The organism is Rhizobium sp. 62_C5_N11_2, assembly GCF_051811185.1.
Classification (GTDB): Bacteria; Pseudomonadota; Alphaproteobacteria; order Rhizobiales; family Rhizobiaceae; genus Rhizobium; species Rhizobium leguminosarum.
Genome location: NZ_JBPWPW010000001.1, coordinates 3492086 through 3517782, shown reverse-complemented (window position 1 = coordinate 3517782; position 25697 = coordinate 3492086). Strand labels below are relative to the sequence as shown.

25 protein-coding genes are annotated in these 25697 nt (G+C 61.2%); 16 read left to right on the top strand and 9 right to left on the bottom strand.

The window, feature by feature from the left end; translation table 11 throughout:
• Positions 1 to 47: 47 nt before the first annotated feature.
• Positions 48 to 1049: an LLM class flavin-dependent oxidoreductase gene (locus AB8B31_RS17520; protein ID WP_018445920.1), complete on the top strand. Its 1002-nt coding sequence runs from the start codon at positions 48 to 50 to the stop codon at positions 1047 to 1049.
• Between the two features lie 165 nt (positions 1050 to 1214).
• Here the strand turns inward: AB8B31_RS17520 and AB8B31_RS17515 are convergent, their stop codons facing one another.
• Positions 1215 to 1961, bottom strand: coding sequence for a YebC/PmpR family DNA-binding transcriptional regulator (locus AB8B31_RS17515; protein WP_018243446.1), 747 nt, complete (start codon positions 1959 to 1961; stop codon positions 1215 to 1217).
• Between the two features lie 141 nt (positions 1962 to 2102).
• On the opposite strand from AB8B31_RS17515, the gene AB8B31_RS17510 reads away from it, so the two are divergent.
• Positions 2103 to 2606 (top strand): pyridoxamine 5'-phosphate oxidase family protein, encoded by a 504-nt coding sequence (locus tag AB8B31_RS17510; protein ID WP_018445919.1) that lies wholly within the window; start codon positions 2103 to 2105, stop codon positions 2604 to 2606.
• 136 nt (positions 2607 to 2742) lie between these two features.
• Here the strand turns inward: AB8B31_RS17510 and AB8B31_RS17505 are convergent, their stop codons facing one another.
• The 7 genes from AB8B31_RS17505 to AB8B31_RS17475 all read right to left on the bottom strand — a co-directional run bounded on the left by AB8B31_RS17505 (position 2743) and on the right by AB8B31_RS17475 (position 9035).
• Positions 2743 to 3588 (bottom strand): MBL fold metallo-hydrolase, encoded by an 846-nt coding sequence (locus AB8B31_RS17505; protein WP_018243444.1) that lies wholly within the window; start codon positions 3586 to 3588, stop codon positions 2743 to 2745.
• Positions 3589 to 3751: 163 nt separating this feature from the next.
• A complete protein-coding gene (locus AB8B31_RS17500; protein ID WP_011653409.1) occupies positions 3752 to 4576 on the bottom strand; it encodes a TIGR00282 family metallophosphoesterase in 825 nt (274 codons plus the stop codon).
• A 3-nt stretch (positions 4577 to 4579) separates the two neighbouring features.
• Positions 4580 to 5167 carry a 5-formyltetrahydrofolate cyclo-ligase gene (locus AB8B31_RS17495; protein WP_018243443.1) on the bottom strand — a complete coding sequence of 196 codons (588 nt, stop codon included), beginning with the start codon at positions 5165 to 5167 and terminating at the stop codon, positions 4580 to 4582.
• A 118-nt stretch (positions 5168 to 5285) separates the two neighbouring features.
• A complete protein-coding gene (locus tag AB8B31_RS17490; RefSeq protein WP_018243442.1) occupies positions 5286 to 5993 on the bottom strand; it encodes a hypothetical protein in 708 nt (235 codons plus the stop codon).
• A 60-nt stretch (positions 5994 to 6053) separates the two neighbouring features.
• Positions 6054 to 6971: an NAD-dependent epimerase/dehydratase family protein gene (locus tag AB8B31_RS17485; RefSeq protein WP_018243441.1), complete on the bottom strand. Its 918-nt coding sequence runs from the start codon at positions 6969 to 6971 to the stop codon at positions 6054 to 6056.
• Positions 6968 to 7804, bottom strand: a complete 837-nt coding sequence (locus AB8B31_RS17480) for a glycosyltransferase (RefSeq protein WP_018243440.1) — start codon at positions 7802 to 7804, stop codon at positions 6968 to 6970. Before AB8B31_RS17480 ends, AB8B31_RS17485 begins: the two co-directional genes overlap by 4 nt.
• Before the next feature lie 10 nt (positions 7805 to 7814).
• On the bottom strand, positions 7815 to 9035 hold the full coding sequence (locus tag AB8B31_RS17475; protein ID WP_018243439.1) for an NAD-dependent epimerase/dehydratase family protein: 1221 nt from the start codon (positions 9033 to 9035) through the stop codon (positions 7815 to 7817).
• A gap of 119 nt (positions 9036 to 9154) precedes the next feature.
• On the opposite strand from AB8B31_RS17475, the gene ybgC reads away from it, so the two are divergent.
• From ybgC to serA, 14 genes are all read left to right on the top strand, one after another.
• Entirely contained in the window at positions 9155 to 9610 is a 456-nt protein-coding gene (ybgC, locus tag AB8B31_RS17470) for a tol-pal system-associated acyl-CoA thioesterase (protein WP_018243438.1), read from the top strand.
• A gap of 375 nt (positions 9611 to 9985) precedes the next feature.
• Positions 9986 to 10705 (top strand): protein TolQ, encoded by a 720-nt coding sequence (tolQ, locus tag AB8B31_RS17465; protein ID WP_003542733.1) that lies wholly within the window; start codon positions 9986 to 9988, stop codon positions 10703 to 10705.
• Positions 10706 to 10723: 18 nt separating this feature from the next.
• On the top strand, positions 10724 to 11176 hold the full coding sequence (gene tolR / locus AB8B31_RS17460) for a protein TolR (RefSeq protein WP_017968102.1): 453 nt from the start codon (positions 10724 to 10726) through the stop codon (positions 11174 to 11176).
• Positions 11177 to 11184: 8 nt separating this feature from the next.
• Positions 11185 to 12321, top strand: coding sequence for a cell envelope integrity protein TolA (locus AB8B31_RS17455; RefSeq protein WP_018243437.1), 1137 nt, complete (start codon positions 11185 to 11187; stop codon positions 12319 to 12321).
• 21 nt (positions 12322 to 12342) lie between these two features.
• On the top strand, positions 12343 to 13653 hold the full coding sequence (tolB, locus tag AB8B31_RS17450) for a Tol-Pal system beta propeller repeat protein TolB (RefSeq protein ID WP_026188517.1): 1311 nt from the start codon (positions 12343 to 12345) through the stop codon (positions 13651 to 13653).
• 153 nt (positions 13654 to 13806) lie between these two features.
• Entirely contained in the window at positions 13807 to 14340 is a 534-nt protein-coding gene (pal, locus tag AB8B31_RS17445) for a peptidoglycan-associated lipoprotein Pal (protein ID WP_018243435.1), read from the top strand.
• Positions 14341 to 14503: 163 nt separating this feature from the next.
• A complete protein-coding gene (ybgF, locus tag AB8B31_RS17440) occupies positions 14504 to 15493 on the top strand; it encodes a tol-pal system protein YbgF (protein ID WP_018243434.1) in 990 nt (329 codons plus the stop codon).
• A gap of 11 nt (positions 15494 to 15504) precedes the next feature.
• Entirely contained in the window at positions 15505 to 16908 is a 1404-nt protein-coding gene (tilS, locus tag AB8B31_RS17435) for a tRNA lysidine(34) synthetase TilS (RefSeq protein WP_439007474.1), read from the top strand.
• Between the two features lie 96 nt (positions 16909 to 17004).
• Positions 17005 to 18936 carry an ATP-dependent zinc metalloprotease FtsH gene (gene ftsH, locus AB8B31_RS17430; protein ID WP_017989342.1) on the top strand — a complete coding sequence of 644 codons (1932 nt, stop codon included), beginning with the start codon at positions 17005 to 17007 and terminating at the stop codon, positions 18934 to 18936.
• Positions 18937 to 19177: 241 nt separating this feature from the next.
• Positions 19178 to 20530 (top strand): phosphoglucosamine mutase, encoded by a 1353-nt coding sequence (gene glmM / locus AB8B31_RS17425; RefSeq protein WP_018068990.1) that lies wholly within the window; start codon positions 19178 to 19180, stop codon positions 20528 to 20530.
• Positions 20531 to 20837: 307 nt separating this feature from the next.
• On the top strand, positions 20838 to 21077 hold the full coding sequence (locus AB8B31_RS17420; RefSeq protein ID WP_018243432.1) for a hypothetical protein: 240 nt from the start codon (positions 20838 to 20840) through the stop codon (positions 21075 to 21077).
• Positions 21078 to 21377: 300 nt separating this feature from the next.
• The gene (locus tag AB8B31_RS17415) at positions 21378 to 22214 is read left to right on the top strand and encodes an outer membrane protein (RefSeq protein WP_032980655.1); all 837 of its coding nucleotides are present in this window, start codon (positions 21378 to 21380) and stop codon (positions 22212 to 22214) included.
• Between the two features lie 190 nt (positions 22215 to 22404).
• Complete coding sequence (locus AB8B31_RS17410; protein WP_018445905.1) at positions 22405 to 23583, top strand: phosphoserine transaminase; 1179 nt, start codon at positions 22405 to 22407, stop codon at positions 23581 to 23583.
• Between the two features lie 83 nt (positions 23584 to 23666).
• Positions 23667 to 25262: a phosphoglycerate dehydrogenase gene (gene serA, locus AB8B31_RS17405; RefSeq protein ID WP_003542699.1), complete on the top strand. Its 1596-nt coding sequence runs from the start codon at positions 23667 to 23669 to the stop codon at positions 25260 to 25262.
• A gap of 157 nt (positions 25263 to 25419) precedes the next feature.
• On the opposite strand, the gene AB8B31_RS17400 is transcribed toward serA, so the two are convergent.
• Complete coding sequence (locus AB8B31_RS17400) at positions 25420 to 25683, bottom strand: hypothetical protein (RefSeq protein WP_018068984.1); 264 nt, start codon at positions 25681 to 25683, stop codon at positions 25420 to 25422.
• Positions 25684 to 25697 lie beyond the last annotated feature (14 nt).

Sequence of the window (25697 nt, the reverse complement as noted above, 5' to 3'; positions counted from 1 at the left end):
GCGCAACCTACATAGACGGCATCGTCCAACTGCCCGGCAGGTTTCCCATGGTTCCCTTCTCCATACTCGACCTTTCCCCCGTTGCCGAAGGCAGCACCGTGCACCAGTCCCTCAAGGCCTCGGCGCGAATGGCTGTGAAGGCCGAGGAGTTCGGTTACAAGCGCTTCTGGCTTGCTGAACATCACGGCATGCCGGGGATCGCCAGCGCTGCCACATCAGTCGTCATCGGCCATGTCGGGGCCGCGACAAAGCGCATCCGCATCGGCTCCGGCGGCATCATGCTGCCCAATCACTCGCCGCTCGTCATCGCCGAGCAGTTCGGTACGCTGGAGGCACTCTTCCCCGGCCGTATCGATCTCGGCCTCGGGCGCGCGCCGGGAACCGACATGCGCACGGCACAGGCGCTGCGGCGCAACCTCGAGGCCGGTGCAAACAGCTTCCCGAACGACGTGGTGGAGCTGCAGCAACTCCTCGATACGCCGGTCGAGAACCAGGCGATCCTCGCAGTTCCCGGCAATGGTTCACATATCCCGATCTGGCTGCTCGGCTCCAGTCTCTACAGCGCCCAGCTCGCCGCCATGCTCGGGCTTCCCTATGCCTTCGCCTCGCATTTCGCCCCCGACATGCTGCTCGATGCGATCGCGATCTACCGTGACCGCTTCCAGCCCTCGGCGACGCTCGACAAGCCGCATGTGATGGTCGGCGTCATGGGGGCGGTGGCGGCGACGGACGAGGAGGCGCGCTACCATTTCACCTCCGCCCAGCAGCAATTCGTCAATCTGCGCCGCAATGTCCGCGGCCCGTTCCCACGTCCGGTGGCCGATATGGGGGATTTCTGGTCGCCGATGGAGAAGATGAATGTCGAACACACGCTCCGTTATGCCGTTGTAGGCTCGCCGAAGACGGCGGAGGCGAAACTGACTGAGTTTCTGCGGGAAACGCAGGCCGACGAGGTGATCATCTCGATGCCGATCCACGACATTGAGGCGCGGCTGACATCGGTGGAACTATTCGCAGGGCTGGGGAGCTTTATGCGAGCCGCCGCTTAGAACAGGATGATTTTAGGCTGGGTCGGCCTGTCCGAAAACCGCCCACACTTTTCGGCATCATGCTCTAGGATCTACGCAAGGCGCACTCTGACGGCGCCACCTTTCCGGTAAGAAAAAACCCGGCGTTGCAGCCGGGTTTTTATGTTTGACATCTGCCTGAGGAGATCAGGCCGAGAGCTTTGCCAGCACTTCTTCCGAGACTTCGAAGTTGGAATAGACGTTCTGCACGTCGTCATCGTCTTCCAGGCTGTCGATGAGCTTCATCAGTGACTGGGCTTTTTCCTCGTCCACCGGCACGTTGTTCTGGGCGCGCCAGACGGCCTTGACGGTTTCGGCTTCGCCGAGGCTCGATTCCAGCGCTTTCGCCACTTCGCCGAGGGCTTCGAAGCCGCAGGTGATGTAGTGGCCGTCTTCGTCGGTCTCGACGTCGTCGGCGCCAGCTTCGATTGCTGCTTCCATCACCTTGTCGGCATCGCCGACGGAAAGCTTGTAGGTGATTTCGCCGACATGGTCGAAGGAGAAGGAAACGGAACCGGTTTCGCCGAGAGCGCCGCCGGCCTTGGTGAAGCTCGAGCGGACGTTGGAGGCGGTGCGGTTGCGGTTGTCGGTCAGAGCCTCGACGATGATCGCCGTGCCACCGGGGCCGTAGCCCTCATAGCGGACTTCGTCATAATTTTCGCCGTCGGCGCCGGCTGCCTTCTTGATGGCGCGGTCGATATTGTCCTTCGGCATGGACTGGGCCTTGGCGTTCTGGATCGCCAGGCGAAGGCGGGCGTTCATCGTCGGGTCGGGCAGGCCGGCCTTGGCGGCAACGGTGATTTCGCGCGCAAGCTTGGAGAACATTTTCGACCGCACGGCATCCTGACGGCCTTTGCGGTGCATGATGTTTTTAAACTGTGAATGGCCAGCCATGGCACCCCTGTCCACGTCTCATTGTTCGGAATGGGCCGCCTTATAAGAGCGAAACGGCACCCGTTCAAGGAAAAAGCAGTTCGGAACAAAGGCGAGGGGATGGCGTTTCAATCGAACTCCATCCAACGGAAAGGAACGGTCATGGCAAGTCTCAGCGAGGCGCAGGAACATCCAGCACGTCAGCTCTGGGATCAGGTCAACGATGTCCATGCCGGCATGCTCGGAATTTCCGGACTGGATATGCACATGCAGCCGATGGCGCCGCATGCCGATCCCACCACCAACACCATCTGGTTCTACACCAAGACCGATGCCGACATCGTGCGCGCCATCAAGCCCGGCAGCCGCGCGCATTTCTGTGTCGTCGGTAAGGATCACGACTATCACGCCTGCCTCGCCGGTGTGATTGAGGTGCATCCTGACCCTTCCAAGATCGAGGAATATTGGAGCTCGATCGTCGCAGCCTGGTATGACGGCGGCAAGAAGGACCCCAAGCTCACCATGCTGTCCCTCCATGTCGACGATGCGGAGATCTGGGTTTCCACAGGCAACAAGCTGAAATTCGGCTGGGAGATCGCCAAGGCCAATCTCGACGATGACAAGATGCCGGATGTCGGAATCAAGCGTCACCTGCAGTTCGCTTGACGCGCAGTGCCCCTGCATAATTCCTTAAATCGGAATCGATTTAAGGATAAAATTATGCAGCAATTCAAAGTGCTACAGCGTCCTTTACGCGTCTGAAAAGACGCGCGGAGCTGTAGAAAGAAAACCGCCGGGCCTTTTACTGCACGCCCTTCAGCACATAGATCAGCGGCTTTTTCGGCAGAGTGCGCATGGAGACGGTGATACTGGCATCGGGCGCATTGCCGACGTCGAAATCCTTGCCGAACATCGAGACGAAGGCTTCGACTGGCGGGCCGCGTCGGTGCATCGGCAGGATCAACGACGAGCGTAGCCGCTTGATGACGCGGCTCATGCTGTCGGCGCCCATCGTCAGGCCACCGTCGACGGGGACCATGACGACGTCGAGGCGGCCGATCTCGGTATAATGGGCATCTGTCAGCTCGTAGTGCAGGTGGCCGAGATGGCCGATGCACAGGCCGGCGATCTCAAAGATAAATATGGAGTTGCCGTTCTCATGCGCGCCGCCGAGGCCGTAGCTGAAGCGGATATCCGTCGTAACGTTGCGGATATAGGCATCGCCGACGACGAGATTGATGTTGGCCTTTTCGCCCGGAATGTCGCTCCACCCATGCAGCACGTGCTTGATGCCGGGATCGGGGGTCAGGGTATAGTGGGTCGTGTGCGCTTTGTTCATGGTCACGACATCGGGCATCGTCGCCGGTCTGTACCAGCCATTATAGTCTGTCGCGATGACGATGCCGCCCGGGGTCTCGATCTCGAAGGTGGAATGGCCGAGGAAGGTCAGTTTGACGTCCTCGCCCTCGGAGACGGCAGGCATCAGCGGCAGGGCGCCGGAGAAACTTGCGAAGGTCACCTTGGGGATGGTTTGCGCGATCGCCTGGCACTGGCTGACCGGTGGCCGCTGCTCTTGTGCCCCGGCAAGATTGGGCGCGGCGAAGGCCGCAAGGCATGCGATAGCGAGGATAAGATACCGCGGCTTCATGCCACCCCTCCGGCGCTCTATCACCTTCAACCGGCGCATAACCCGGAAAATCGATACCGATTTTGGGGTTATACCCGAGTGGCGGGGAGGATGCGGCATGAGGCCGCAGGGGTCCAGACGGCGGGTCCTCACAATTGCGTGTTGGACGGCCGCCTGTCGCCTGTTACCGCCAGAACTCCGGCACCGTTTCGGCCAGCCGCGGTCCGAGCCGGAGCGGCGCGATCTTTTCTGCAAGTCCTGTCGTATCCGAGATCTCCACGCCGACGCCGCAGATCGTCGCCGGTCCGTTCGCGGCTTCCATGCGGCCCTTCGGCATCTTGGAGATGAAGCGGTTGAGCGGCTCCTCCTTGTCCATGCCGAGAGAGGAGTCGTAGTCGCCGCACATGCCGGCATCCGACATATAGGCGGTGCCGCCGTTCAGGATCTGTGCGTCGGCCGTCGGTACATGCGTGTGGGTGCCGACGACGAAGCTAGCGCGGCCGTCGACGAAATGGCCGAAACACTGCTTCTCGCTGGTCGCCTCGGCATGGAAATCGAAGATGATCGCATCGGCCTGCTCCTTCAGCGGGCAGGCGTCGAGGATGACCTCCGCCGATTTGAAGGGGTCGTCGAGTTCGGGATGCATGAAGACCCGGCCCATGACGTTGGCGACGAGCACGCGCGCGCCGTTTCTGGCATAGAAAAGGCCGGAGCCACGGCCGGGCGTGCCTTGGGGATAGTTGGCGGGACGCAGGAACTGATCGTGCCGACCGGCAAAAGCGACGGCTTCCTTCTGGTCCCAGACGTGGTTGCCTGTCGTCACCACATCGGCGCCGGCATTGATCGTTTCCAGAAAGATGTCCTCAGTGATGCCGAAGCCGCCGGCGGCATTCTCGCCGTTGACGATGACGAAATCGAGCTTGAGGTCGGAAACCAGGCCGGGAAGACGGTCCCAGACCGCCGTGCGTCCCGTCTTGCCGACCATGTCACCCAGAAAAAGCAGCCGCATTCCCTATCCAATCCAAGAGGCAAAAAAGCGAAGGCCGCTTTCTGTCAGGATGGCATCCAGGCTTATGTCGTGCGGCTCAGCGGGCACATGTGCCACTTCCTGGCAGTCGAATGCAATGCCGATCAGCTTCGGATGCAGGCCTTTTTGCCTCAGCCGGCTGATGGCGCGGTCGTAGTGGCCGGCGCCGTAGCCGATGCGGTGGCCGCTGATATCGAAGGCCGAAAGCGGCACCAGCATAATCTCGGGATCAAGAATGGCGGCATCTGCGCCGGGGCCGACCGTGCCGAAACCGGTGTCGACGAGGGGCGCACCTTCCGCCAGCTCGCGAAAGACGATGGTCTGCCGGTCGAGGATCGCCGGCACGCAGAGCCGCGCCCCACGCACGGCAAAGCGCGCCATCAGCGGCCTGAGATCGGCTTCCGAACGGATCGGTAGGAAGCCGGAGACGATCGTACCCAGCGCAAAACCGACGGCCTCGCCGGCATGTTCGGCCATTGCGAGGCTTTTGGAGGCGCGTTTCTCGGCGGGGATGGCGTCGCGTGCGGACAGCCGTTCGTTGCGCAGCTGCGCTTTCAATTCTTTCGCGGTCATTCGATCTGCCGGGTCTGAGAGATTTACCCGAGCATAGACGGCTGGATGTCCGATGCAAATGCCGGATGCGACGGTATCACGCGCGTTTCACGCCTCGTCGGCTGGCGGCTGCGGATCGTCAGACGACGATGCTTGTCGGTATTATCGTGGCGCCGATGGAGAAGCCTGCCATATCAGGAACGGCATTGGCTCCGGCCTGCCGGTCTTGCTGCCGCAACTCGCGCATCGCCTTTTCGAGCACTTGCTTGAGTTCGCGCACCACCGCCTTGAACTCTTCCATCGTTTCGCGATCATCGGCCGAAATGCCCGAAAATTTCGGGGCATCCTCAGCGACGCTCGCATAGGCGTTGCGGGCGTTGGTGGCGGCGTCCGGTTCCTGCGAGCCGGTCTCGCCGGCCGCAGTTTCTCCTGCGGTATCCGTCAGCGCAGCATCAGCCCCGCTGGTTGCGACGGCCGCAGCACCCGTGGCCGCATCCATCGAAACCGCTGTTGCCGGGCTGCCGGTCGCGACAGCCGATGCGAATTCGGAGGCGGCGGTGCCGACCTTGCGCGCCAGTTCGGCGGCCAGACGGGCGACCACCTCAGGAGCCATGTTGGAGCTGCGCAGCATCTCCAATTGCTGTGTTGCTTCTTCGAGCTTGCGTTGCGCCTTCGCCTTGGCCTCGTCTCCCGAGTTCGCCAAGGTCTGGCGCATCTGCTGCAGCGCCTGGGTGGCGCGCTGCAGCTTCAGCACGCCTTGATCGGTCTCGCTTCCAGCAGCTGAAATGGCTGCCGTCGATGACGTGCCGCGCAAGATGATGGAGGCAGACGTGGTTGCGACCTGCATGGACAATCCCCCGATTTTTAATTCGGGCCCCCGATTGCAATTTAGACGCATTCTGCAACGTCAGACTTGCGTGGACCTGTGTCTTGGGGATTTCGGCAGCGCAGCGGCCAGCTGCTGCATCGTCTCCTCGAATAGGGGCGCTCCGCCGGGTGCCCAGCCGAGCGTGCGGATTTTCGCAGTGCTCATGGGATTGAGCGCAGCGTCATCGGCAGGGGCCGGCAGCGTGTGCCGACAGCCCGTCTCGCGGCGGATGGGCGAAAGGATATCGCGCGTGTCGACTGAAATGTCCGAGACGTTGAAGACCTCGCCGGAGATGCGGGTGCTTTCCGTCTCCAGCATGAGCCTTACCGCCCGACCGAGGTCGCGGCCGTGAACTTCCGTTCCCCGACGGGCAAGAACCGGCCGGCCGGCGAGGTAATCGGCGATGAGGCCGTCCCATTTGTTCGGCGAGAGATCGCCATAGACGCCGGTTGCCCTCAGGCTTACGCCGGCAAAACCCGGCGTGGAGAGGTGGTCAAGCGCGCGTTCGGCATCGAGCTTGACCTGGCCGTAAAGTGTTTCTGGCTTGGCCAGCATCGTCTCCGTCAGTTCGGTTCCCTCGGGATGATCGCCATAGGCGGCGCGGCTGGACAGCAAGACGCAGCGGCGCGTGCCGGCGCGTTTGGCGGCTTCGAAAAGCCGGACGGTGCCGTCGAGGTTCAACCTGTGGAAGGTCTTCGGATCGTCGCCCTCGCCGCCACGATACTTGCCCGGAACATGGCTGAAGGCGGCGTGCACGAAGAAGTAGGCGTCGTCGAAGACGTCGATCTGATCCTTGTCGGGATCGAGCGAAAGCGCTGCGAACTCGACCGGGCGGGAGAAGAGGCGGGGCAGCGGCGCGCGGCGCCCGCCGACGATCACCTGATATCCGGCGGCCAGCAGTTCCTCGACGACATACCGGCCGACGAGACCCGTTCCACCCGATACCAGTACCTTCATGCTGCCCCTTCCGGATTGTCCAGCGCCGTGATCTCAGGCACATCGCCGCCATCGTGGAAACGGTGCCACAGATCGATCAAAGGTTGTAGTCGCGCTGCCTTGGGATGATCCTTTTCCCACGGTTTTTCATACTGGTAATGCAGGATCGAAATGCTCTTCCAGTCCCAAAGCTCCGGCATGGTGAACCATACATATTGCAGCATGTTGAAATAAACCGGCAGGCCGTGCCAATCCGGGAAGAACGTCTCGAGAAAGGTCTGATCGGTGCGCCGCCAGAAGGCGTCCCGCCTGTCGAGCCTTTCGAGCATGTGCCGGAATGTGTCATGCGAGGGCGTCGCGACGAAGACACCGGAATTCATGCGGCGGAAGTCGGCGAGGCTTTCGTAGACATTGGGGGCGGCTGACAATTCCGGATAGAGGAATAGCCTGTCGACGTTTTTCAACACGAGGGCGTCGGCGTCGATGAAGACGCAGCGCTGGTATTCGACGAGCTGCCAGAGCCTGAGCTTGCAGAAGTTGTCGAGCGGCGAATGGAAATCCGGTTTGCGACCCTTGGTGAAAGGAGCTGTCGAATGGAGCTGGCCACGCGCATGGCGTTCGTTGAAGGCGGCAGACAGCGGCAGGTGCTCGACCGCGATCAGGCGGCAGTCGAGTGCTTTCAGGGGCAAAAGGGCGGCCGCATCGACGCCGCCGGTGTGGAGAATGACGATGTCAGCCCCGGTGCCGGTTCGGCGCAAGGAGCGGGCAAGCGCGGTTGCGCCCATGGCGTAGTCGGCATTGGTGACGAGTGTGACATAAGCGAAACGGGCGGGGATGCCGCTGGCGCTCGTCATATTGCGGCGCTCACGAGACGGATTTCAGCCGCTTGCCTTCCGGATCGTGATTGATCGTCGCGGCGATGTCCTTGGTCCAGGCGGAGACGGCCGGAACGCGGGCGCGGTCGACGCGATAGGCGAATTTCTTGGCGACGTCGACGATTTCGCCGAGCAGGCCTGCTTCCAGCGTGATCGGGTCGAGGCCGAGATCGCGGAATTTTTCGTTCCGGACGATCAGCTCGTTTTCTGCGGCTTCCTTGCGCGGGTTGGGCAACCAGGCAATGTTGGCGCCGCTCATCCTGGCGATCATCTCGGCGAGGTCGCGCACCCGGTGGGTTTCCGTCATCTGGTTGAAGATCTCGACGCGGGCGCCGCGCGCCGGCGGATTTTTCAGCGCCAGTTCGATGCAGCGCACCGAATCCTGGATATGGATGAAGGCACGGGTCTGACCACCGGTGCCGTGCACCGTCAGCGGATAGCCGATTGCCGCCTGGATGAGGAAGCGATTCAGCACCGTGCCGTAATCGCCGTCGTAGTCGAAACGGTTGATCAGCTGCGCATGGCGGCGCGTCTGCTCGGTATGCGTGCCCCAGACGATGCCCTGGTGCAGATCGGTGACCCTCAGGCCATCATTCTTTGCATAGAACTGGAAGAGAAGCTGATCCAGGCACTTGGTCATGTGATAGATCGAGCCGGGATTGGAGGGGTAGAGGATTTCCTGGTTGACCGTCTCGCCACCTGAAGTTTCGATGCCGACCGGCAGGTAACCTTCGGGGATCGCCGCCCCGACCGTCGAATAGCCGTAGACGCCCATTGTGCCGAGATGGATGAGATGGGCATCGAGATTGAGTTCCGTCAGCGCGTTCAGCAGGTTGTGCGTGGCGCTGACATTGTTGTTGACGGTGTAGTTCTTGTGGCGGTCGCTCTTCATCGAATAGGGCGCGGCCCGCTGTTCGGCGAAATGGATGACGGCATCCGGGCGGTGTTCGGAAAGCCAGTTTTTCAGGAGTTCGTAATCCTTGGCGAGATCGATCAGATTGAAGTGGATGCGGCGTCCGGTTTCGGCATGCCAGATGCGGGTGCGCTCCTGGATCGAATCCATCGGGGTCAGCGACTGAACGCCAAGTTCCGTGTCGATCCAGCGGCGGGAGAGATTGTCGAGGATATGGATGTCGTGACCGGCATCGGAGAGATGCAGCGAGGTTGGCCAACCAATGAAACCGTCTCCGCCCATAACCGCAATCTTCATCACATCGTCTCCTGATTGGTCGCTCATTATCGGGAATAGTTAGGAATTGTGACAATCATTCAATGCTTGCCTGTCGGGAAGCGTTGCGCCAAACAGGGCACCTGAGTTTGGAGAAAATTATGACGGAACGCCCTTTTTCCATTTCGGGAGAGCTGACGGAGGCCGGACACCGCCTCGTTCAGCGGGTCTACTATGAAGATACCGACTTTTCCGGCCTGGTCTATCACGCCCGCTACCTGCATTTCCTGGAGCGCGGCCGTACCGATTATCTGCGCTGCCTCGGCGTCGAGCAGCGCGAACTCGTCAGCGCCGATGAGGAGGGCCTCGTTTTCGTTGTCCACCGCATGGAGATCGACTTCAAGAGCCCGGCGCGCATGGACGATGTGCTGACGATCCTGACACACACGGAGAAAGCCGGCGGCGCCAAGATGGTGCTCAATCAGCAGATCCGCTCGGGCGAGACGCTGCTGATCGCCGCCAAGGTGATCATCGCCGTCATCAACGCCCGGGGGCGGCCAAGGCGGTTGCCGGAAACACTGGCAGCGAAATTCCTGGAAGGCAGCATGCCGCTATAGGCCGAATTGCCGAAAAATCGGACCTTGTCAAAACTTGAACTTTATGTGAAGGAATTCCCGCGCCGCAGGATGAGCGCTCTTTCGGCAGCCGGACCTTGCTCCGGTCAAGTAATCCATGGAACGAAATCTTCCAAATACAGGCTTACTGTCACAGTCCGGCACTAACGATCTATTAACCATAATGGTGTCTTACTGGGAAAGTCGGAGTTTGTGCGGTGCACGCCTTCCTTTGACCAAATTTGACGGCAAGAAGGCGGAAGATGAGCTTGGAAGTTTGACCAGGGCTTTGGGCGGCGGCCGCCGGACACTTCTTGCGAGATCAGTTTGTGCCGCCCGGTCCAGCACCGGGCGTTTGGATTCGGGGATTTTGGATCAATGGAACAAGTAGGATTGGCAGCAGCAACGACGGACGTCAGCCTCTGGTCGCTTTTCATGCAGGCCGGCATCGTCGTCAAGCTCGTCATGCTCGGGCTTATCGCGGCCTCGGTGTGGACGTGGGCTATCGTCATCGATAAATACCTGGCCTATGGCCGCGCGCGGCGCCAGTTCGACAAGTTCGAGCAGGTGTTCTGGTCGGGCCAGTCGCTGGAAGAACTCTACCGCTCGCTGTCGGAACGCAACAATACCGGTCTGGCGGCGATCTTCGTGGCTGCCATGCGCGAGTGGAAGAAATCCTTCGAACGCGGCGCCCGCTCGCCGATCGGCCTGCAGATGCGTATCGACCGCGCGATGGACGTGACGCTCGCCCGTGAGACCGAATTTCTCGGCGCTCGCCTCGGATCGCTCGCGACCATCGGCTCGGCCGGTCCGTTCATCGGTCTGTTTGGCACGGTCGTCGGCATCATGACCTCGTTCCAGGCGATCGCCGGTTCGAAGTCGACCAACCTTGCGGTCGTCGCGCCCGGTATCGCCGAAGCGCTGCTTGCCACTGCGATCGGCCTCGTCGCCGCTATCCCGGCAGTTATCGCCTACAACAAGTTCTCTGCCGATGCCGGCAAGCTCTCGGGCCGAATGGAAGGTTTCGCGGATGAATTCTCCGCCATACTTTCGCGCCAGATCGACGAGAAACTGCAGCCGCGCGCTGCCGCTCAATAACCAACGGAGTATTCTCACATGGGTATGGCTGTTGGAGGCAATGGCGGAGGCGGCGGACGCCGCCGTCGCGGCGGTCGGAACAGGGCCGTGATTTCCGAAATCAACGTGACGCCGCTCGTTGACGTCATGCTGGTGCTTTTGATCATCTTCATGGTCGCGGCACCGATGATGACCGTCGGCGTGCCGATCGACCTGCCGGAAACGCAGGCCAAGGCGCTGAATTCCGAGACGCAGCCGATCACCATCTCCGTCAAGAACGACGGCGAGGTGTTCCTGCAGGAAACACCGATCCCGGCGGCGGAGATCGCCGCCAAGCTCGAGGCGATCGCCACCACCGGTTATAACGAACGTATCTTCGTGCGCGGCGACGCAACAGCGCCCTACGGCGTCATCGCCGACGTCATGGCCCGTATTCAGGGTGCAGGCTTCAAGAATATCGGCCTGGTGACGCAGCAGAAGAAGGACCAATAGCGCGCAAAATGAAGGCCAGTGTCATCACATCTGCTGTTTTGCACGGCCTGGTGCTCACCTGGGCGATGGTGTCGCTTGGCGCTCCGGAATCCTTCAAGGTAGAGGATTTCGAGGCGATGCCGGTCGATCTCGTGCCGGTGGAGTCCATTACCCAGATGCAGCAAGGCGACAAGAAGGCTCCGAAGAAGGAGACTTCCGCGCCCGTGCCGACGACACGGCCGCCGATTGCACAGCCGGCCGAGAATGCCGGCGACAACAATGTCGACCTGAAGACGCCGCCGGTCCCGAACGCCAAGCCCAGCAATACTGAAGCGGCTGCCGCCAATTCGAGCGACAAGCCGATGCCGAAGATCGATCCTAAGCCGAATGACGTCAAGGAGATCGTCAAGGAGGAAACGGAAGTCGAGCAGCCGAAGGAGGTTGCTTCAATTCCGCCGCCGAAGCCTGTCGAAGTGACGCCGCCGAAGCCCGAGGAAAAACCGCCGGAAGAACAGGCCAAGCCGGAGGAGCCGCCGAAGCCCGATGCCGAGGCGCTGCCGGACAATGTACCGACGCCTGTCGCCAAGCCGCAGGTGAAGCCGCCGGAACCACAGAAGCCCGCCGAGAAGCCGCCGGAAAAGACTGCGGATCAGCCGAAGGCTGCCGAAAAGCCGACCGAAAAGAAGAAGGCTGATCAGAAGCAGGAGACGGCGAAATCGGCTTCGGCGATGAAGAGCGATTTCAATGCCGATGAGGTTGCGGCGTTGCTGAACAAGACCGATCCTTCAGCAGGCGGTGCCAAGCGCTCGACGCAGGAGGCATCGCTCGGTGCGAAGAAGAGCAATGGCGGCTCCAAGCTTTCGATGAGCGAGATGGATGCGCTGAAGAGTGCCATCGCCGGCAATTGGTCTGTCATTCCCGGCATGGAAGGCGTGGGCGATGTTCGCATCAAGGTGCATATGAATCTCGATCAGGACGGCAACATCGTCGGCGAACCGGAAGTCGAGGCGGTCGGTGGCGATAACGAATCCACGCGTCGGGCACTCGCCGGCGGCGCTTATCGCGCCATCATGAAATCGGCTCCTTTCTCGTCGCTTCCAAAAGACAAATACGATACCTGGAGCGAAGTCGTCGTCAACTTCGATCCCAGCGATCTAGGAATCTAAATGCTGAAAGGCTTTTCCTCCATGAACAAGTGTTCCTTCTTCCGCGCCATCATGGTCGCTGCAGGCCTGATGACCGCTGCCGCGTTCGCGACGCCGGCGAACGCTCTCGTCGAGATCAATATCAATAAGGGCAACGTTCAGCCGTTGCCGATTGCGGTGACGGACTTCCTGCAGGGTGACATGGGGGCGCAGGTCTCGCAGGTCATCGCCGCCGACCTGCAGCGTTCCGGCCTGTTTGCTCCGATCAGCAAGACCGCCTTCATCGAGAAGATTGCGAATCCTGACGCTGCGCCACGTTTCGAGGACTGGAAGGTCATCAACGCTCAGGCGCTGGTCACCGGACGGGTTACCCAGGAAGCGGACGGCCGCCTTCGCGCCGAGTTCCGCCTCTGGGATACCTTTGCCGGACAGCAAATGACTGGTCAGCAGTTTTATACGCAGCCTGAGAACTGGCGGCGTGTCGCTCACATCATTGCCGATGCGATCTACAAGCAGATCACCGGCGAAGAAGGCTATTTCGACACTCGTGTCGTCTTTGTCTCCGAATCCGGCACCAAGCAGCAGCGCAAGCGCCAGCTTGCGATCATGGACCAGGACGGCTTCAACATCCGCATGCTGACCGATGGCAGCGATCTCGTTCTGACACCGCGCTTCTCGCCGAGCCGGCAGGAAGTCACCTACATGTCCTTTGCCAACCAGCAGCCGCGCGTCTACCTGCTGCAGCTTGAAACGGGGCAGCGCGAGGTCGTCGGCAACTTCCCCGGCATGACCTTCTCGCCGCGCTTTTCGCCGGACGGGCAGAAGGTGATCATGAGCCTGCAGCAGGAAGGCAATTCCAACATCTATACGATGGACCTGCGCTCGCGCACGACGACGCGGTTGACCTCGACGGCTGCGATCGACACCTCGCCCTCCTATTCGCCGGATGGTGCGCGCGTCAGCTTCGAAAGCGACCGCGGCGGAAAGCCGCAGATCTATGTGATGAATGCCGATGGCTCGGGCCAGACCCGTATTTCCTTCGGCGACGGCTCCTATTCGACGCCGGTCTGGTCGCCGCGCGGCGATCTCATCGCCTTCACCAAACAGGCCGGCGGCAAGTTCTCGATCGGCGTGATGAAGCCGGACGGGTCCGGCGAGCGCATCCTGACGACCGGCTTCCACAATGAGGGCCCAACCTGGGCGCCAAACGGCCGCGTCCTGATGTTCTTCCGCCAGGCGGCAGGGTCGGGCGGTCCGCAGCTCTATTCGATCGACCTCAGCGGTTACAACGAGCAGCTTGTGAAGACGCCGACCTACGGTTCCGACCCGGCCTGGTCACCGCTTCTGGAGTAGGCGATGCACTGCCGCCTTCATGTCGCCCCAAAGTCATGGAAACCGGGCGGCTACGGGACAAATCAGTAAATCGTTAACCATAATCTTTGAGGGGCGGTTAACCGAGTGCGGTTACTGTCCGGAAACCCTGATGAAATCGCAAGGAGACCGGCCATGAGCCGAATTCATACCCCGGCAATGAGCCGCATGCAGAATTTCGCCCGCAACCCCGTCATGATCGCGCTTATCGCCGGTCTCGCGCTCGCAAGCTGCGCCAAGAAGCCGCCGAACAGCGCCGGCGACCTCGGCCTCGGCACCGGTGCTGGTGGGGCTGCAACGCCGGGCTCTGCCCAGGACTTCACGGTCAATGTCGGCGACCGCATCTTCTTCGATACCGACTCCTCGTCGATCCGCGCCGATGCTTCGCAGACGCTCGACCGTCAGGCCCAGTGGCTCGCCCGCTACCCGAACTACCAGATCACCGTCGAAGGCCATGCCGACGAACGCGGCACGCGCGAATACAACCTCGCGCTCGGCGCCCGCCGTGCGGCTGCCGCCAAGGACTATCTCGCTTCGCGCGGCGTCCCGGCGCAGCGCCTGAAGACGATCTCCTACGGCAAGGAACGTCCGGTCGCCGTCTGCGACGATATTTCCTGCTGGTCGCAGAACCGCCGCGCGGTTACCGTGCTTGGCGGCGCCGGCATGTAATTGCCGAGCAACAATTCGCTTTTTCGACAGGCGGTCCCATCTGGGGCCGCCTTTTCTTTTTGACCACACTTTGGCCAGACTCCGTTGCTTTTTGAAAGCAATTGGAAAAATCTCCTGTTCGTGCCATCGAGGTGCGAAGAATCACTGGGACAGGACGATACATATGAAGAAACTTGTCGTGGCAGGCATGCTGTGCCTCGCGGCTGTGACCGGAAGCGAACGAGCGGCCTATTCCGCCTCGTTCTTCGGGCTACATCTCGGCGGCCGATCCGCGGAAAACCAGGCGGCGCCGCCTGTTGTCAAGGTGCAGAGCGGCGACGCGGAGGTCCGTGTGCAGCAGCTCGAAGAGCAGCTGCGGCAGTTGAACGGCCGGATCGAAGAGATGAGCTTTCAGCTTCTGCAGATGCAGGAGACGATCCGCAAACAGCAGGAAGACAATGAATTCCGCTTCCAGCAGCTCGAAAAGACGGGCGGCGCCGGAGGTGCCACCAAGGCTCCTGTCAAGAAGAGCGAGACCGATGCCGCTCCGGCCGCCTCCGGTGGCGACGACATCGCCAAGGTAATTCAAGCACCGCAGGGAGCCGAAACGGCTCCCTCCACCAGCGTGCCGGAGAATAGCGGTCTCGGCCAGCCGCCGAAGGAGCTCGGCTCGATCGATTTCGATCAGAGCGGTAATCCGATCGGCGGAAGCGTCGACGAAAATGCGACAATTGGTTCCGGGCCGATTCCCGATGCCAACACCAAAACGCCGCAGCAGACCGCCTCGCTCGGCAGCGAAGCCGACCAATACAAGGCCGCCTATGGCCACGTGCTGTCCGGCGATTACAGCACGGCGGAACAGGAATTCACGCAGTATATCACCCGCTACCCGAGCAGCGCGCGGTCGGCAGACGCCAATTTCTGGCTCGGCGAAGCTCTTTATTCGCAGGGTAAGTACAATGAGGCGGCCAAGACCTTCCTCAATGCGCACCAGAAATACGGTACATCGGAAAAGGCACCGGAAATGCTGCTGAAGCTCGGCATGTCGCTTGCCGCCCTCGACAATACCGAGACGGCCTGTGCGACGCTGCGCGAAGTCTCGAAGCGTTATCCGAAGGCGTCGCGTGCCGTCATAAGCAAGGTTGCGAGCGAACAGAAGCGCCTCTCCTGCTAAGGTCTTCCGGAATGTCTCCGGAAGCCGCATCGCCTCAACTGGCGATCCACGAGTTTGTCACGTCGCTTCAAAGCCCCGCGCGCATTCTCGTCGCGATATCAGGCGGCAGCGATTCCACCGGCCTGCTCCTTCTTCTCGATCAAGCCGTGAAGGCCGCGCCCCATCTCAGGCTTTCCCTTTGCGCTGCAACCGTCGATCATGCGTTGCGCGCCGGCTCCGCAGACGAGGCGCGTGAAGTCGCAGCCCTCTGCGCATCGCTCGGCATTCCCCACACCATCATGATCTGGCAGGGCGACAAGCCGACAACCGGCATCATGGCTGCGGCCCGAGAGGCACGTTATGGCTTGCTTGCGACCGCCGCCACAGACTTCAAAGCCGATCTCATCGTCACGGGGCATACACTCGACGACCAGCGCGAAACACTACAGATGCGTGGGATGCGAACAGAGCAGGTTTCGACCGGTATTGCAGATGCAGTGCTCTTTGACCGGCGTTTCTGGATTTTACGTCCGCTTCTTTTTTCCACCCGGGCGGATATCCGCGCTTTCCTGAAAGAGCGGGGCGTGCCGTGGATCGACGATCCCAGCAACGAGGACACGAAGTACGAGCGCGTGCGGATGCGCCGGCAGCTTTCGGCCGATGCAGGCATGACGAAGGATATCAGCGCGGCTTGGGAGGAGCGGCTGGCGCTGTCGTCCAGAGGAGCCGAATGGCTGGATCGTCATTTCCGGCTTCACGGCTGCCTGCTCGGGCAGGTGATGCCTGACGGGTTGCGGCAGGATCGCGCAGTCCTCGACTATGCACTCGCCCGTCTGGCAGCCGTTTTCGGTGGGCAGCCGTTTGCGCCGGGGAGGGGGCATATGGAGCGTATCCTTGCATTTGCCACCGGCAGCAAGCCGGGACGCATGACCGCCGGCAGGGTAGTGTTCGATCTGCGGCATGACGGGCTTTATCTGGCGCGCGAGAACCGGGGGATATCGCCTCTGGTATTGCGGCCGGGCGAGGCGGGGGTTTGGGATGGCAGGTTTTATGCGCGCAATGGGTCGGTCGCATCAATTGAAATCCAGGCCGCTGCTGCACACGCGCAAGACACTTCACGCTTTATCGAGTCAATCACCGCGCAGACGCGCGGTGCCTGGATTCCGGTGACGAGCACAGGAATGTGGGAGTATATGCAGCGCCTTCCCAAGAGCGCATGGAAGCGCGCTATCGCTTCGGCGCCGGTGTTATCCGCCGAAGAGAGCCTTTTATCTGAGGAATCCGCCCGCATGGTCGAACTAGCACCCTATTTCGCACCCTTCGACCGCTTTTTGACACGATTTGACTTCATCTTTGCCAATAGGCTTTCGGCGGTTTTCGCGACGGCGCCCTATGCGAGGCTGCCTTTAAGAAGTATTGACGGAAAAACCATCTGACTTGGGGGATCGCCTTGGCAACGGCACGGCGCAACCCTATGTTAGAAACGAATAAGACGGTCGCCATGAGGCGGCTGTTCCATGCTGGGGAGTTCAATGAACCCTAACTTACGTAATTTCGCCTTGTGGGCGATCATAGCGCTTCTGCTGATCGCCCTTTTCAGTATGTTTCAGACGGCGCCGGCACAGACGGGCTCCCGCGAAATCCCTTATTCGCAGTTTCTGCGTGAGGTCGATGCGGGCCGCGTGAAGGATGTCGTGGTGACGGGCAACCGTCTCTCCGGAAGCTATGTTGAAAATGGCACCACCTTCCAGACCTATTCACCTGTGATCGACGACAGTCTGCTCGATCGCCTGCAGTCGAAGAATGTCCTGGTTTCCGCCCGTCCTGAAACGGACGGCTCTTCGGGTTTCCTCAGCTATCTCGGCACGCTTTTGCCGATGCTTCTGATTCTCGGCGTCTGGCTGTTCTTCATGCGGCAGATGCAAGGCGGCTCACGCGGCGCGATGGGCTTCGGCAAGTCCAAGGCCAAGCTTTTGACTGAAGCGCATGGCCGCGTGACTTTCGAAGACGTCGCCGGTGTCGACGAGGCCAAGCAGGATCTCGAGGAAATCGTCGAATTCCTGCGTGATCCGCAGAAGTTCCAGCGTCTTGGCGGCAAGATCCCGCGCGGCGTGCTGCTCGTCGGCCCTCCGGGCACCGGCAAGACGCTGCTCGCCCGCTCGGTCGCCGGCGAAGCCAATGTGCCCTTCTTCACCATTTCGGGCTCCGACTTCGTCGAAATGTTCGTCGGCGTCGGCGCAAGCCGCGTGCGCGATATGTTCGAGCAGGCGAAGAAGAATGCGCCCTGCATCATCTTTATCGACGAAATCGATGCCGTCGGCCGCCATCGCGGCGCCGGTCTCGGCGGAGGCAATGACGAACGCGAGCAGACGCTGAACCAGCTGCTGGTCGAAATGGACGGCTTCGAGGCGAATGAAGGCGTGATCCTGATCGCCGCCACCAACCGCCCCGACGTGCTCGATCCTGCGCTGCTGCGTCCCGGCCGTTTCGACCGTCAGGTCGTCGTGCCGAACCCCGACATCGTCGGCCGCGAGCGTATCCTCAAGGTGCATGCGCGCAACGTTCCGCTGGCGCCGAATGTCGATCTCAAGATTCTCGCCCGCGGCACACCCGGTTTCTCCGGCGCCGACCTGATGAACCTTGTCAACGAAGCCGCCCTGATGGCCGCCCGCCGTAATAAGCGCGTCGTCACCATGCAGGAATTCGAAGACGCCAAAGACAAGATCATGATGGGCGCCGAGCGCCGTTCTTCGGCGATGACCGAGGCGGAAAAGAAGCTCACCGCTTACCATGAGGCCGGTCACGCCATCACCGCGCTCAATGTCGCCGTCGCCGATCCACTGCACAAGGCGACGATCATTCCGCGCGGCCGTGCGCTCGGCATGGTCATGCAGCTTCCCGAGGGCGACCGCTACTCGATGAGCTACAAGTGGATGGTTTCGCGCCTCTGCATCATGATGGGCGGCCGCGTCGCCGAGGAGCTCACCTTCGGCAAGGAGAACATCACTTCGGGTGCCTCTTCCGACATCGAGCAGGCCACCAAGCTTGCCCGCGCCATGGTCACGCAGTGGGGCTTCTCCGACCAGCTCGGTCAGGTCGCCTATGGCGAGAACCAGCAGGAAGTCTTCCTCGGCCACTCGGTTTCGCAGTCGAAGAATGTTTCGGAAGCAACCGCGCAGAAGATCGACAATGAAGTGCGCCGGCTGATCGACGAGGCCTATACCCAGGCCCGCACGATCCTGACGGAAAAGCACGACGAATTCGTCGCTCTTGCCGAAGGTCTGCTCGAATACGAGACGCTGACCGGCGAAGAGATCAAGGCGCTGATCCGCGGTGAAAAGCCTTCTCGCGATCTCGGCGATGATTCGCCGCCGAGCCGCGGCTCCGCCGTTCCGAAGGCCGGCGCACGGCCAGCCACCAAGGGTGACGAGCCCGAAGGCGGCCTCGAACCGCAGCCGCATTGAACAGCGGCACCAATCCGAACAAGGCCGGATTTCCGAAGTGGGAGATCCGGCCTTTTCTATTGGTAACGGGATATAATCATTTTTCTTGCTAATTTACGTGCTGATCGCCGCATTTTGTGGCATTCCGCTGAATTGAGGCAAGTATGAATCACGCTCGTGGATTGACGACATTCCACTGAAGCCGGATTCGCTTGGAACGGTGCGCTGCCTTGAATGGCGCGCGGAAAGCGCAGGAGTGCAGATGAAAAGACGCTATTTCGGTACGGACGGCATTCGCGGCCAATCCAATGTCTTCCCGATGACGCCGGATCTCGCCATGCGGGTCGGCATTGCCGCCGGTACGATCTTCCGCCGCGGCAACCATCGCCACCGCGTCGTCATCGGCAAGGATACGCGCCTTTCCGGCTATATGCTTGAGAACGCCATGGTCGCGGGCTTCACGGCCGCTGGTCTCGATGCCTTCATCCTCGGCCCGATCCCGACACCAGCTGTTGCCATGCTAACGCGCTCGCTGCGCGCCGATCTCGGCGTGATGATCTCGGCTTCGCACAATCCTTACGAGGATAACGGCATCAAGCTCTTCGGCCCTGACGGTTACAAGCTGTCAGACGACATCGAGGCCGAGATCGAGGATCTGCTCGAAAAGGATCTGAATGCCCAGCTTGCCAAATCCGACGACATCGGCCGCGCCAAGCGCGTCGACGGGGTGCATGACCGCTATATCGAACATGCCAAGCGCACGCTGCCGCGCGACGTGACGCTGCAGGGTCTGAGGATCGCGATCGATTGCGCCAATGGTGCTGCCTACAAGGTGGCACCGGCCGTGCTCTGGGAGCTCGGCGCCGAGGTCGTCACCATCGGCAACGAGCCGAACGGCACCAACATCAATCTCAATTGCGGCTCCACCAGCCCCGTCGCGCTGCAGAAGAAGGTCGACGAGGTGCGCGCCGATATCGGCATCGCGCTCGATGGCGATGCCGACCGCGTCATCATCGTCGATGAAAACGGCTCGATCGTCGACGGAGACCAGCTGATGGCCGTTATCGCCGAGAGCTGGGCCGAGAGCCAGCAACTGCGCGGCAACGGTATCGTCGCCACCGTCATGTCCAATCTCGGCCTCGAGCGCTTCCTCGACGAGCGCGGCATGGCGCTTGCCCGCACGCGGGTCGGCGACCGCTACGTCGTCGAGCATATGCGCCAGCACAATTACAATGTCGGCGGCGAGCAGTCCGGCCATATCGTGCTTTCGGATTACGGCACGACCGGCGACGGTCTCGTCGCGGCGCTGCAGATCCTGGCCGCGGTCAAGCGCACCGGCCGGACCGTCAGTGAGGTCTGCCGTCGCTTCGAGCCGGTGCCGCAGCTCCTGCGCAATGTCCGCATCAGTGGCGGCAAGCCGCTGGAGGATATCCAGGTGCAGAAGGCGATCGCCGATGCCGAAGCCGAACTGGCCAGGAACGGCCGCCTCGTCATCCGCCCTTCGGGCACCGAGCCGCTGATCCGCGTCATGGCCGAGGGCGACGACCGCGCCCAGATCGAGCGCATCGTCAACGAGCTGATCGGCACGATCTCGAACGTCCGGACCGCCGCCTGATTTTTTAGGGACGAAATTTCAAAAGCCGGTACGTAGGTGCCGGCTTTTTCGCTGTTGGCGCCTTCGGTTCGAAGATCCACTCCGGATGGACTTCCCGCCGAAACCGTTTCCGCCCTTCCGAAGACAACATGTCAATGAATTGCCAGCTTGGCTTCCGGTAGGGAGCAAGCGTCGGCAACTGCACCATGTCGGGCGCGGTGAGCACTGAGGCGGCGTCCGCGGAAATCTGCCGATATCTTTGGCGACAGCGCTGTCAACCGCCACACGCGGATGCTACACGGCGGCGTTTGCATTCAAAGGAAAAATCATGAAAAAACTGGTGCGCCTGCTGCTGACGATCGCTCTCGCATTCGTCGTCTTCACTGGTTTCCGGTGGTATCGCTACATCAGCAACACCGACAGCCCTTACGATGAAATCGGCATCACGCTCAACAATGCCATGCCAGGCCCGATCAATGCCTGGGGCTGTGCTCAGCTGAAAACGACCTTTGGCACCTCCTTGCCACCGTACGGCTGCGCCGCCGAAAACGCGACGCAATGGAAGTAACAGCAGGATTCGCCGAGTGGAGCAGCCGATCCATCTGACGGCGAAGGAAACCGACTTAACCATTTGACAGCAGCGGACTTCATGGCGTTGCAGCTGGCGGTCTCCGGCAAGTGCGGCGGCTGCCAGCCTTCGGCCGACCTTCATCACCATGTCGAGGAACTTGCTGCCAATCTTTCTCTTAACGTTTCTTCCTATTTATAGTTAAGCAGCTTTTAACGTTTCCCATTCATTATCCATACGAAGCGTACCAGATTGGCAGCGACTGAGCCTGCCGACGCAACGGATTTTGGAGTGGGATCCATGAAAAGAAGCTTGTCCGGCATCTTCGCCGCATTGTTGATCGCGACAAACGCCTATTCCGCGGACCTCGCCCCTGCCGAGCCTATCCCGGAGCAGCCGCCTGAGGTGACGGTCACCGAAGCGACCGGCTGGTACCTGCGCGGCGATGTCGGCTATGCCTTCACCGATCTGCGCGGCGCCCGCTATTTCCAGGGCAGCAACGCAACGGAAGTCGATTTCGACGACGCCGATCTGGATGATGCATGGACCATCGGCGGCGGTGTCGGTTATCAGATCAACAGCTATCTGCGCACCGATCTGACCTTCGACTATCTCACCCAGGCGGATTTCAAGGGCTCGACAGTCGGGCAGTGCGGCTTTCCTCTGGTGGACTGCACCTCGAGCGACCGCTCCTCGCTGACAGCCTATACGCTGCTCGCCAACGCCTATGTCGATCTCGGCACCTACGGCTACGTCACGCCTTATGTCGGCGCCGGTATCGGTGGTTCCTATGTGAAATGGAAGAACCTGCGCAACGTCGCCTGCGCCGATGACGGCAGCTTCTGCGACGACCAGGTCACCCACGGCGGCAAGGGCAACTGGCGCTTCACCTACGCCCTCATGGCCGGCGCTTCGATCGACGTGACCTGCAACATCAAGGCCGATGTCGGCTACCGTTACCTGCATATCGATGGCGGCAACATGTTCGGCTATGCCGAAAATGGCGGCCCGGGCCGCGACAAGGGTCTCAGCGCCCACGAAGCTCGCGTCGGCGCCCGTTATCTCTTCGGCGGCTGCGCCCAGGCGAGCTATGAACCACCGCCGGAAATCCCGCTGCAGCAGCCTGTCTACAAGTAAATTTGATCGCCTGACACCAGAAGCCGCCCCCAACCGGGCGGCTTTTTGCATTGTGGCCGCCCTACCGCCCTGCGTCAAAATATGTTCCGCCCGCGACACTTCGATCTTGACTATGACGTGTCGGATCCATACACACGGCGGCGGGACACCCTTCCCCAACGAAGGGCTTTCTATCTGAGAGGATAGCATCATGGCGAAGACCGCAAAGCCGGACATCCGTCCGCACAATACCCATTTCTCTTCTGGCCCTTGCTCGAAGCGCCCCGGTTGGTCGCTCGAAGCCCTTTCCGACGCGGCCCTTGGCCGTTCGCACCGCGCGAAGGTCGGTAAGGCCAAGCTCAAGCAGGCCATCGACCTTACCCGTGAAATTCTTGAAGTGCCGGCGGATTACCGCATCGGCATCGTTCCGGCGTCCGACACCGGGGCCGTCGAAATGGCGCTCTGGTCGCTGCTCGGCGAACGTGGCGTCGACATGCTCGCCTGGGAAAGCTTCGGCGCCGGCTGGGTCACCGATGTCGTCAAGCAGCTGAAGCTCAAGGATGTGCGCAAGCTCGAAGCCGGTTACGGCGAGCTTCCCGATCTCTCCGCCGTCGATTTCGACCGCGACGTCGTCTTCACCTGGAACGGCACAACCTCGGGCGTGCGCGTTCCGAATGCCGATTTCATCCCGGCCGACCGCAAGGGCCTGACGATCTGCGACGCCACTTCGGCGGCTTTCGCACAGGAACTCGATTTCGCCAAGCTCGATGTCGTCACCTTCTCCTGGCAGAAGGTTCTGGGCGGCGAGGGTGCGCACGGCGTCATCATTCTTTCGCCGCGCGCCGTCGAGCGTCTGGTCACCTACACGCCGGCCTGGCCGCTGCCGAAAATCTTCCGCATGACCTCGGGCGGCAAGCTGACGGAAGGCATCTTCCAGGGCGAGACGATCAACACGCCGTCGATGCTCTGCGTCGAGGACTATATCGATGCGCTTGTCTGGGCCAAGCAACTCGGCGGCCTCAAGGGGCTGATCGCGCGTGCCGATGCCAATGCCAAGGTCATCAACGATTTCGTTGCGGCAAACGACTGGATCGCCAATCTCGCCGTCAAGGCGGAAACGGCCTCCAACACCTCCGTTTGCCTGAAGATCGTCGACAAGGACATCGCAGCCCTCGATGACGACGGCCAGGCGAATTTCGCCAAGGGTCTGGTCGGCCTCCTGGAAAAGGAAGGTGTCGCCTATGACGTCGGCCATTACCGCGACGCGCCGTCCGGCCTGCGCATCTGGGCCGGCGCCACGATCGAGGCATCCGACATGCAGAAGCTGATGCCCTGGCTTTCCTGGGCCTTCGAGACGCAGAAGGCGCAGCTTAATCAGGCTGCCGCCTGAGGTGATCGCATCCGGCTCCGCCATAGGGCGGAGCCCAGCATTCCTGATTCATTCATCGCTGAACACTTTTGAAGGAGGCCCTCATGGCACCTCGCGTTCTCGTATCCGACGAATTGTCGGAAACCGCCGTCCAGATCTTCCGCGACCGCGGCGTCGAAGTCGATTTCGAACCGCAGCTCGGCAAGGACAAAGACCGTCTGCTCGAAGTCATCGGCAAGTATGATGGCCTGGCCATCCGCTCTGCCACCAAGGTGACGGAAAAGATCATCGAGGGGGCTACGAACCTCAAGGTCGTCGGCCGTGCCGGCATCGGCGTCGACAATGTCGATATCCCGGCCGCCTCGCGCCGCGGGATCATCGTCATGAACACGCCCTTCGGCAACTCGATCACGACAGCCGAACACGCGATCGCGCTGATGTTCGCCGTCGCCCGCCAGCTTCCGGCAGCCGATACCTCGACGCAGGCCGGCAAGTGGGAGAAGTCGAAGTTCATGGGCGTCGAGATCACCGGCAAGACGCTCGGCGTCATCGGCGCCGGCAATATCGGCTCGATCGTCTGTGCCCGCGCCATCGGCCTCAAGATGCACGTCGTCGCTTACGATCCGTTCCTGTCCAAGGAGCGCGCCGAGGAGATGGGCGTCACCAAAGTCGAACTTGAAGAGCTTTTCGCCAGGGCCGATTTCATCACGCTGCATGTGCCGATGACCGACAAGACGCGCGGCATCCTCAACAAGGAAGCGCTGGCAAAGACCAAGCCCGGCGTGCGCATCATCAACTGCGCCCGCGGTGGCCTGGTCGATGAGGCAGCGCTTGCCGAAGCAATCAAGTCGGGCCATGTCGCGGGTGCCGCCTTCGACGTGTTCGAGGTCGAGCCCGCCAAGGAAAGCCCGCTCTTCGGCCTGCCGAACGTCGTCTGCACGCCGCATCTTGGCGCCTCGACGACCGAGGCGCAGGAGAACGTCGCTTTGCAGGTGGCTGAACAGATGGCGGATTACCTCGTCAATGGTGCGGTCTCCAACGCTATCAACATGCCGTCGATCACGGCGGAGGAAGCGCCGATCCTGAAGCCCTTCATCCGCCTTGCCGATGTTCTCGGCGCCTTCGTCGGCCAGGTCACCGAAGAGCCGATCAAGGAAATCGAAATCCTCTATGACGGCATCACCGCCAACATGAACACGCGGGCGCTGACGAGTGCTGTGCTCGCCGGCCTCATCCGTCCGCAGGTCGCCGACGTCAACATGGTTTCGGCGCCGATAATGATCAAGGAAAAGGGCATCGTGCTTTCCGAGGTCAAGCGCGACAAAACCGGCGTCTTCGACGGCTACATCAAGTTGACGGTGACCACCGAAAGCATGACGCGCTCGGTCGCGGGCACGGTGTTTTCGGACGGCAAGCCGCGCTTCATCCAGATCAAGGGTATCAACCTCGATGCCGATGTCGGCTCGCACATGATTTACATCACCAATACCGACGTTCCCGGCATGATCGGCTTCATCGGCACGACGCTTGGTGCTGCCGGCGTCAACATCGCCAACTTCCAGCTCGGCCGTGACAAGCAGGGCGGCGACGCCATCGCGCTGCTCTATGTCGACGGCAAGGTTGATGACGCCGTGCTTGCTGAGTTGACCGCCCACCAGGCGGTTCGCCAGGCAAAGCCGCTGACCTTCAATATCGACTGAGTTTTTCCTCCCGAGGAAATGAAAAACCCGGCGCTGGAAACGGCGCCGGGTTTTTTCGTGTCAGGAACCGATGAATCTTAATGCGCGTCGCGCTTTAAATCTTTTTTTGATCCATGTCGTGGTCCCAAAACCGATGCACACGTTTGGGCGACATGCATTAGTGGTGCCGGCGTTTCCGGCGGAGGATTTTGCCGAAACGGGCGACATCGTCTTCAGCCTTCGTGCGGTGAAGGAAGGCGAGCCTGCTGCCGTCGAGGCCCTGAAAGAATTCGTCCCAGGAAATCTCTTCCGGTTCCGAGGAAAAATCGACGCGGACGGTTTCGCTGTCCGGTGCGTTCTTGATTCGGGCGGGATGGCCTCCGCGCGCCTCGATCCAATGTCTGATTCTGCTGTAATCCGTCGTCGTGCCGAACCTGCCCATGAAACCCTCCTCAG

Bases quoted from the DNA above. Each gene is read 5' to 3' on its own strand.
- ftsH (WP_017989342.1), top strand. From the start codon at position 17,005: ATGAACCCTAACTTACGTAATTTCGCCTTGTGGGCGATCATAGCGCTT.
- AB8B31_RS17400 (WP_018068984.1), bottom strand. From the start codon at position 25,683: ATGGGCAGGTTCGGCACGACGACGGATTACAGCAGAATCAGACATTGG.
- tilS (WP_439007474.1), top strand. From the start codon at position 15,505: ATGTCTCCGGAAGCCGCATCGCCTCAACTGGCGATCCACGAGTTTGTC.
- AB8B31_RS17415 (WP_032980655.1), top strand. From the start codon at position 21,378: ATGAAAAGAAGCTTGTCCGGCATCTTCGCCGCATTGTTGATCGCGACA.
- AB8B31_RS17480 (WP_018243440.1), bottom strand. From the start codon at position 7,804: ATGACGAGCGCCAGCGGCATCCCCGCCCGTTTCGCTTATGTCACACTC.
- AB8B31_RS17520 (WP_018445920.1), top strand. From the start codon at position 48: ATGGTTCCCTTCTCCATACTCGACCTTTCCCCCGTTGCCGAAGGCAGC.
- AB8B31_RS17485 (WP_018243441.1), bottom strand. From the start codon at position 6,971: ATGAAGGTACTGGTATCGGGTGGAACGGGTCTCGTCGGCCGGTATGTC.
- ybgC (WP_018243438.1), top strand. From the start codon at position 9,155: ATGACGGAACGCCCTTTTTCCATTTCGGGAGAGCTGACGGAGGCCGGA.
- serA (WP_003542699.1), top strand. From the start codon at position 23,667: ATGGCACCTCGCGTTCTCGTATCCGACGAATTGTCGGAAACCGCCGTC.
- pal (WP_018243435.1), top strand. From the start codon at position 13,807: ATGAGCCGAATTCATACCCCGGCAATGAGCCGCATGCAGAATTTCGCC.
- AB8B31_RS17475 (WP_018243439.1), bottom strand. From the start codon at position 9,035: ATGAAGATTGCGGTTATGGGCGGAGACGGTTTCATTGGTTGGCCAACC.
- AB8B31_RS17495 (WP_018243443.1), bottom strand. From the start codon at position 5,167: ATGACCGCGAAAGAATTGAAAGCGCAGCTGCGCAACGAACGGCTGTCC.
- tolB (WP_026188517.1), top strand. From the start codon at position 12,343: ATGAACAAGTGTTCCTTCTTCCGCGCCATCATGGTCGCTGCAGGCCTG.
- AB8B31_RS17490 (WP_018243442.1), bottom strand. From the start codon at position 5,993: ATGCAGGTCGCAACCACGTCTGCCTCCATCATCTTGCGCGGCACGTCA.
- ybgF (WP_018243434.1), top strand. From the start codon at position 14,504: ATGAAGAAACTTGTCGTGGCAGGCATGCTGTGCCTCGCGGCTGTGACC.
- tolQ (WP_003542733.1), top strand. From the start codon at position 9,986: ATGGAACAAGTAGGATTGGCAGCAGCAACGACGGACGTCAGCCTCTGG.
- AB8B31_RS17455 (WP_018243437.1), top strand. From the start codon at position 11,185: ATGAAGGCCAGTGTCATCACATCTGCTGTTTTGCACGGCCTGGTGCTC.
- AB8B31_RS17515 (WP_018243446.1), bottom strand. From the start codon at position 1,961: ATGGCTGGCCATTCACAGTTTAAAAACATCATGCACCGCAAAGGCCGT.
- AB8B31_RS17420 (WP_018243432.1), top strand. From the start codon at position 20,838: ATGAAAAAACTGGTGCGCCTGCTGCTGACGATCGCTCTCGCATTCGTC.
- AB8B31_RS17505 (WP_018243444.1), bottom strand. From the start codon at position 3,588: ATGAAGCCGCGGTATCTTATCCTCGCTATCGCATGCCTTGCGGCCTTC.
- AB8B31_RS17500 (WP_011653409.1), bottom strand. From the start codon at position 4,576: ATGCGGCTGCTTTTTCTGGGTGACATGGTCGGCAAGACGGGACGCACG.
- AB8B31_RS17410 (WP_018445905.1), top strand. From the start codon at position 22,405: ATGGCGAAGACCGCAAAGCCGGACATCCGTCCGCACAATACCCATTTC.
- tolR (WP_017968102.1), top strand. From the start codon at position 10,724: ATGGGTATGGCTGTTGGAGGCAATGGCGGAGGCGGCGGACGCCGCCGT.
- glmM (WP_018068990.1), top strand. From the start codon at position 19,178: ATGAAAAGACGCTATTTCGGTACGGACGGCATTCGCGGCCAATCCAAT.
- AB8B31_RS17510 (WP_018445919.1), top strand. From the start codon at position 2,103: ATGGCAAGTCTCAGCGAGGCGCAGGAACATCCAGCACGTCAGCTCTGG.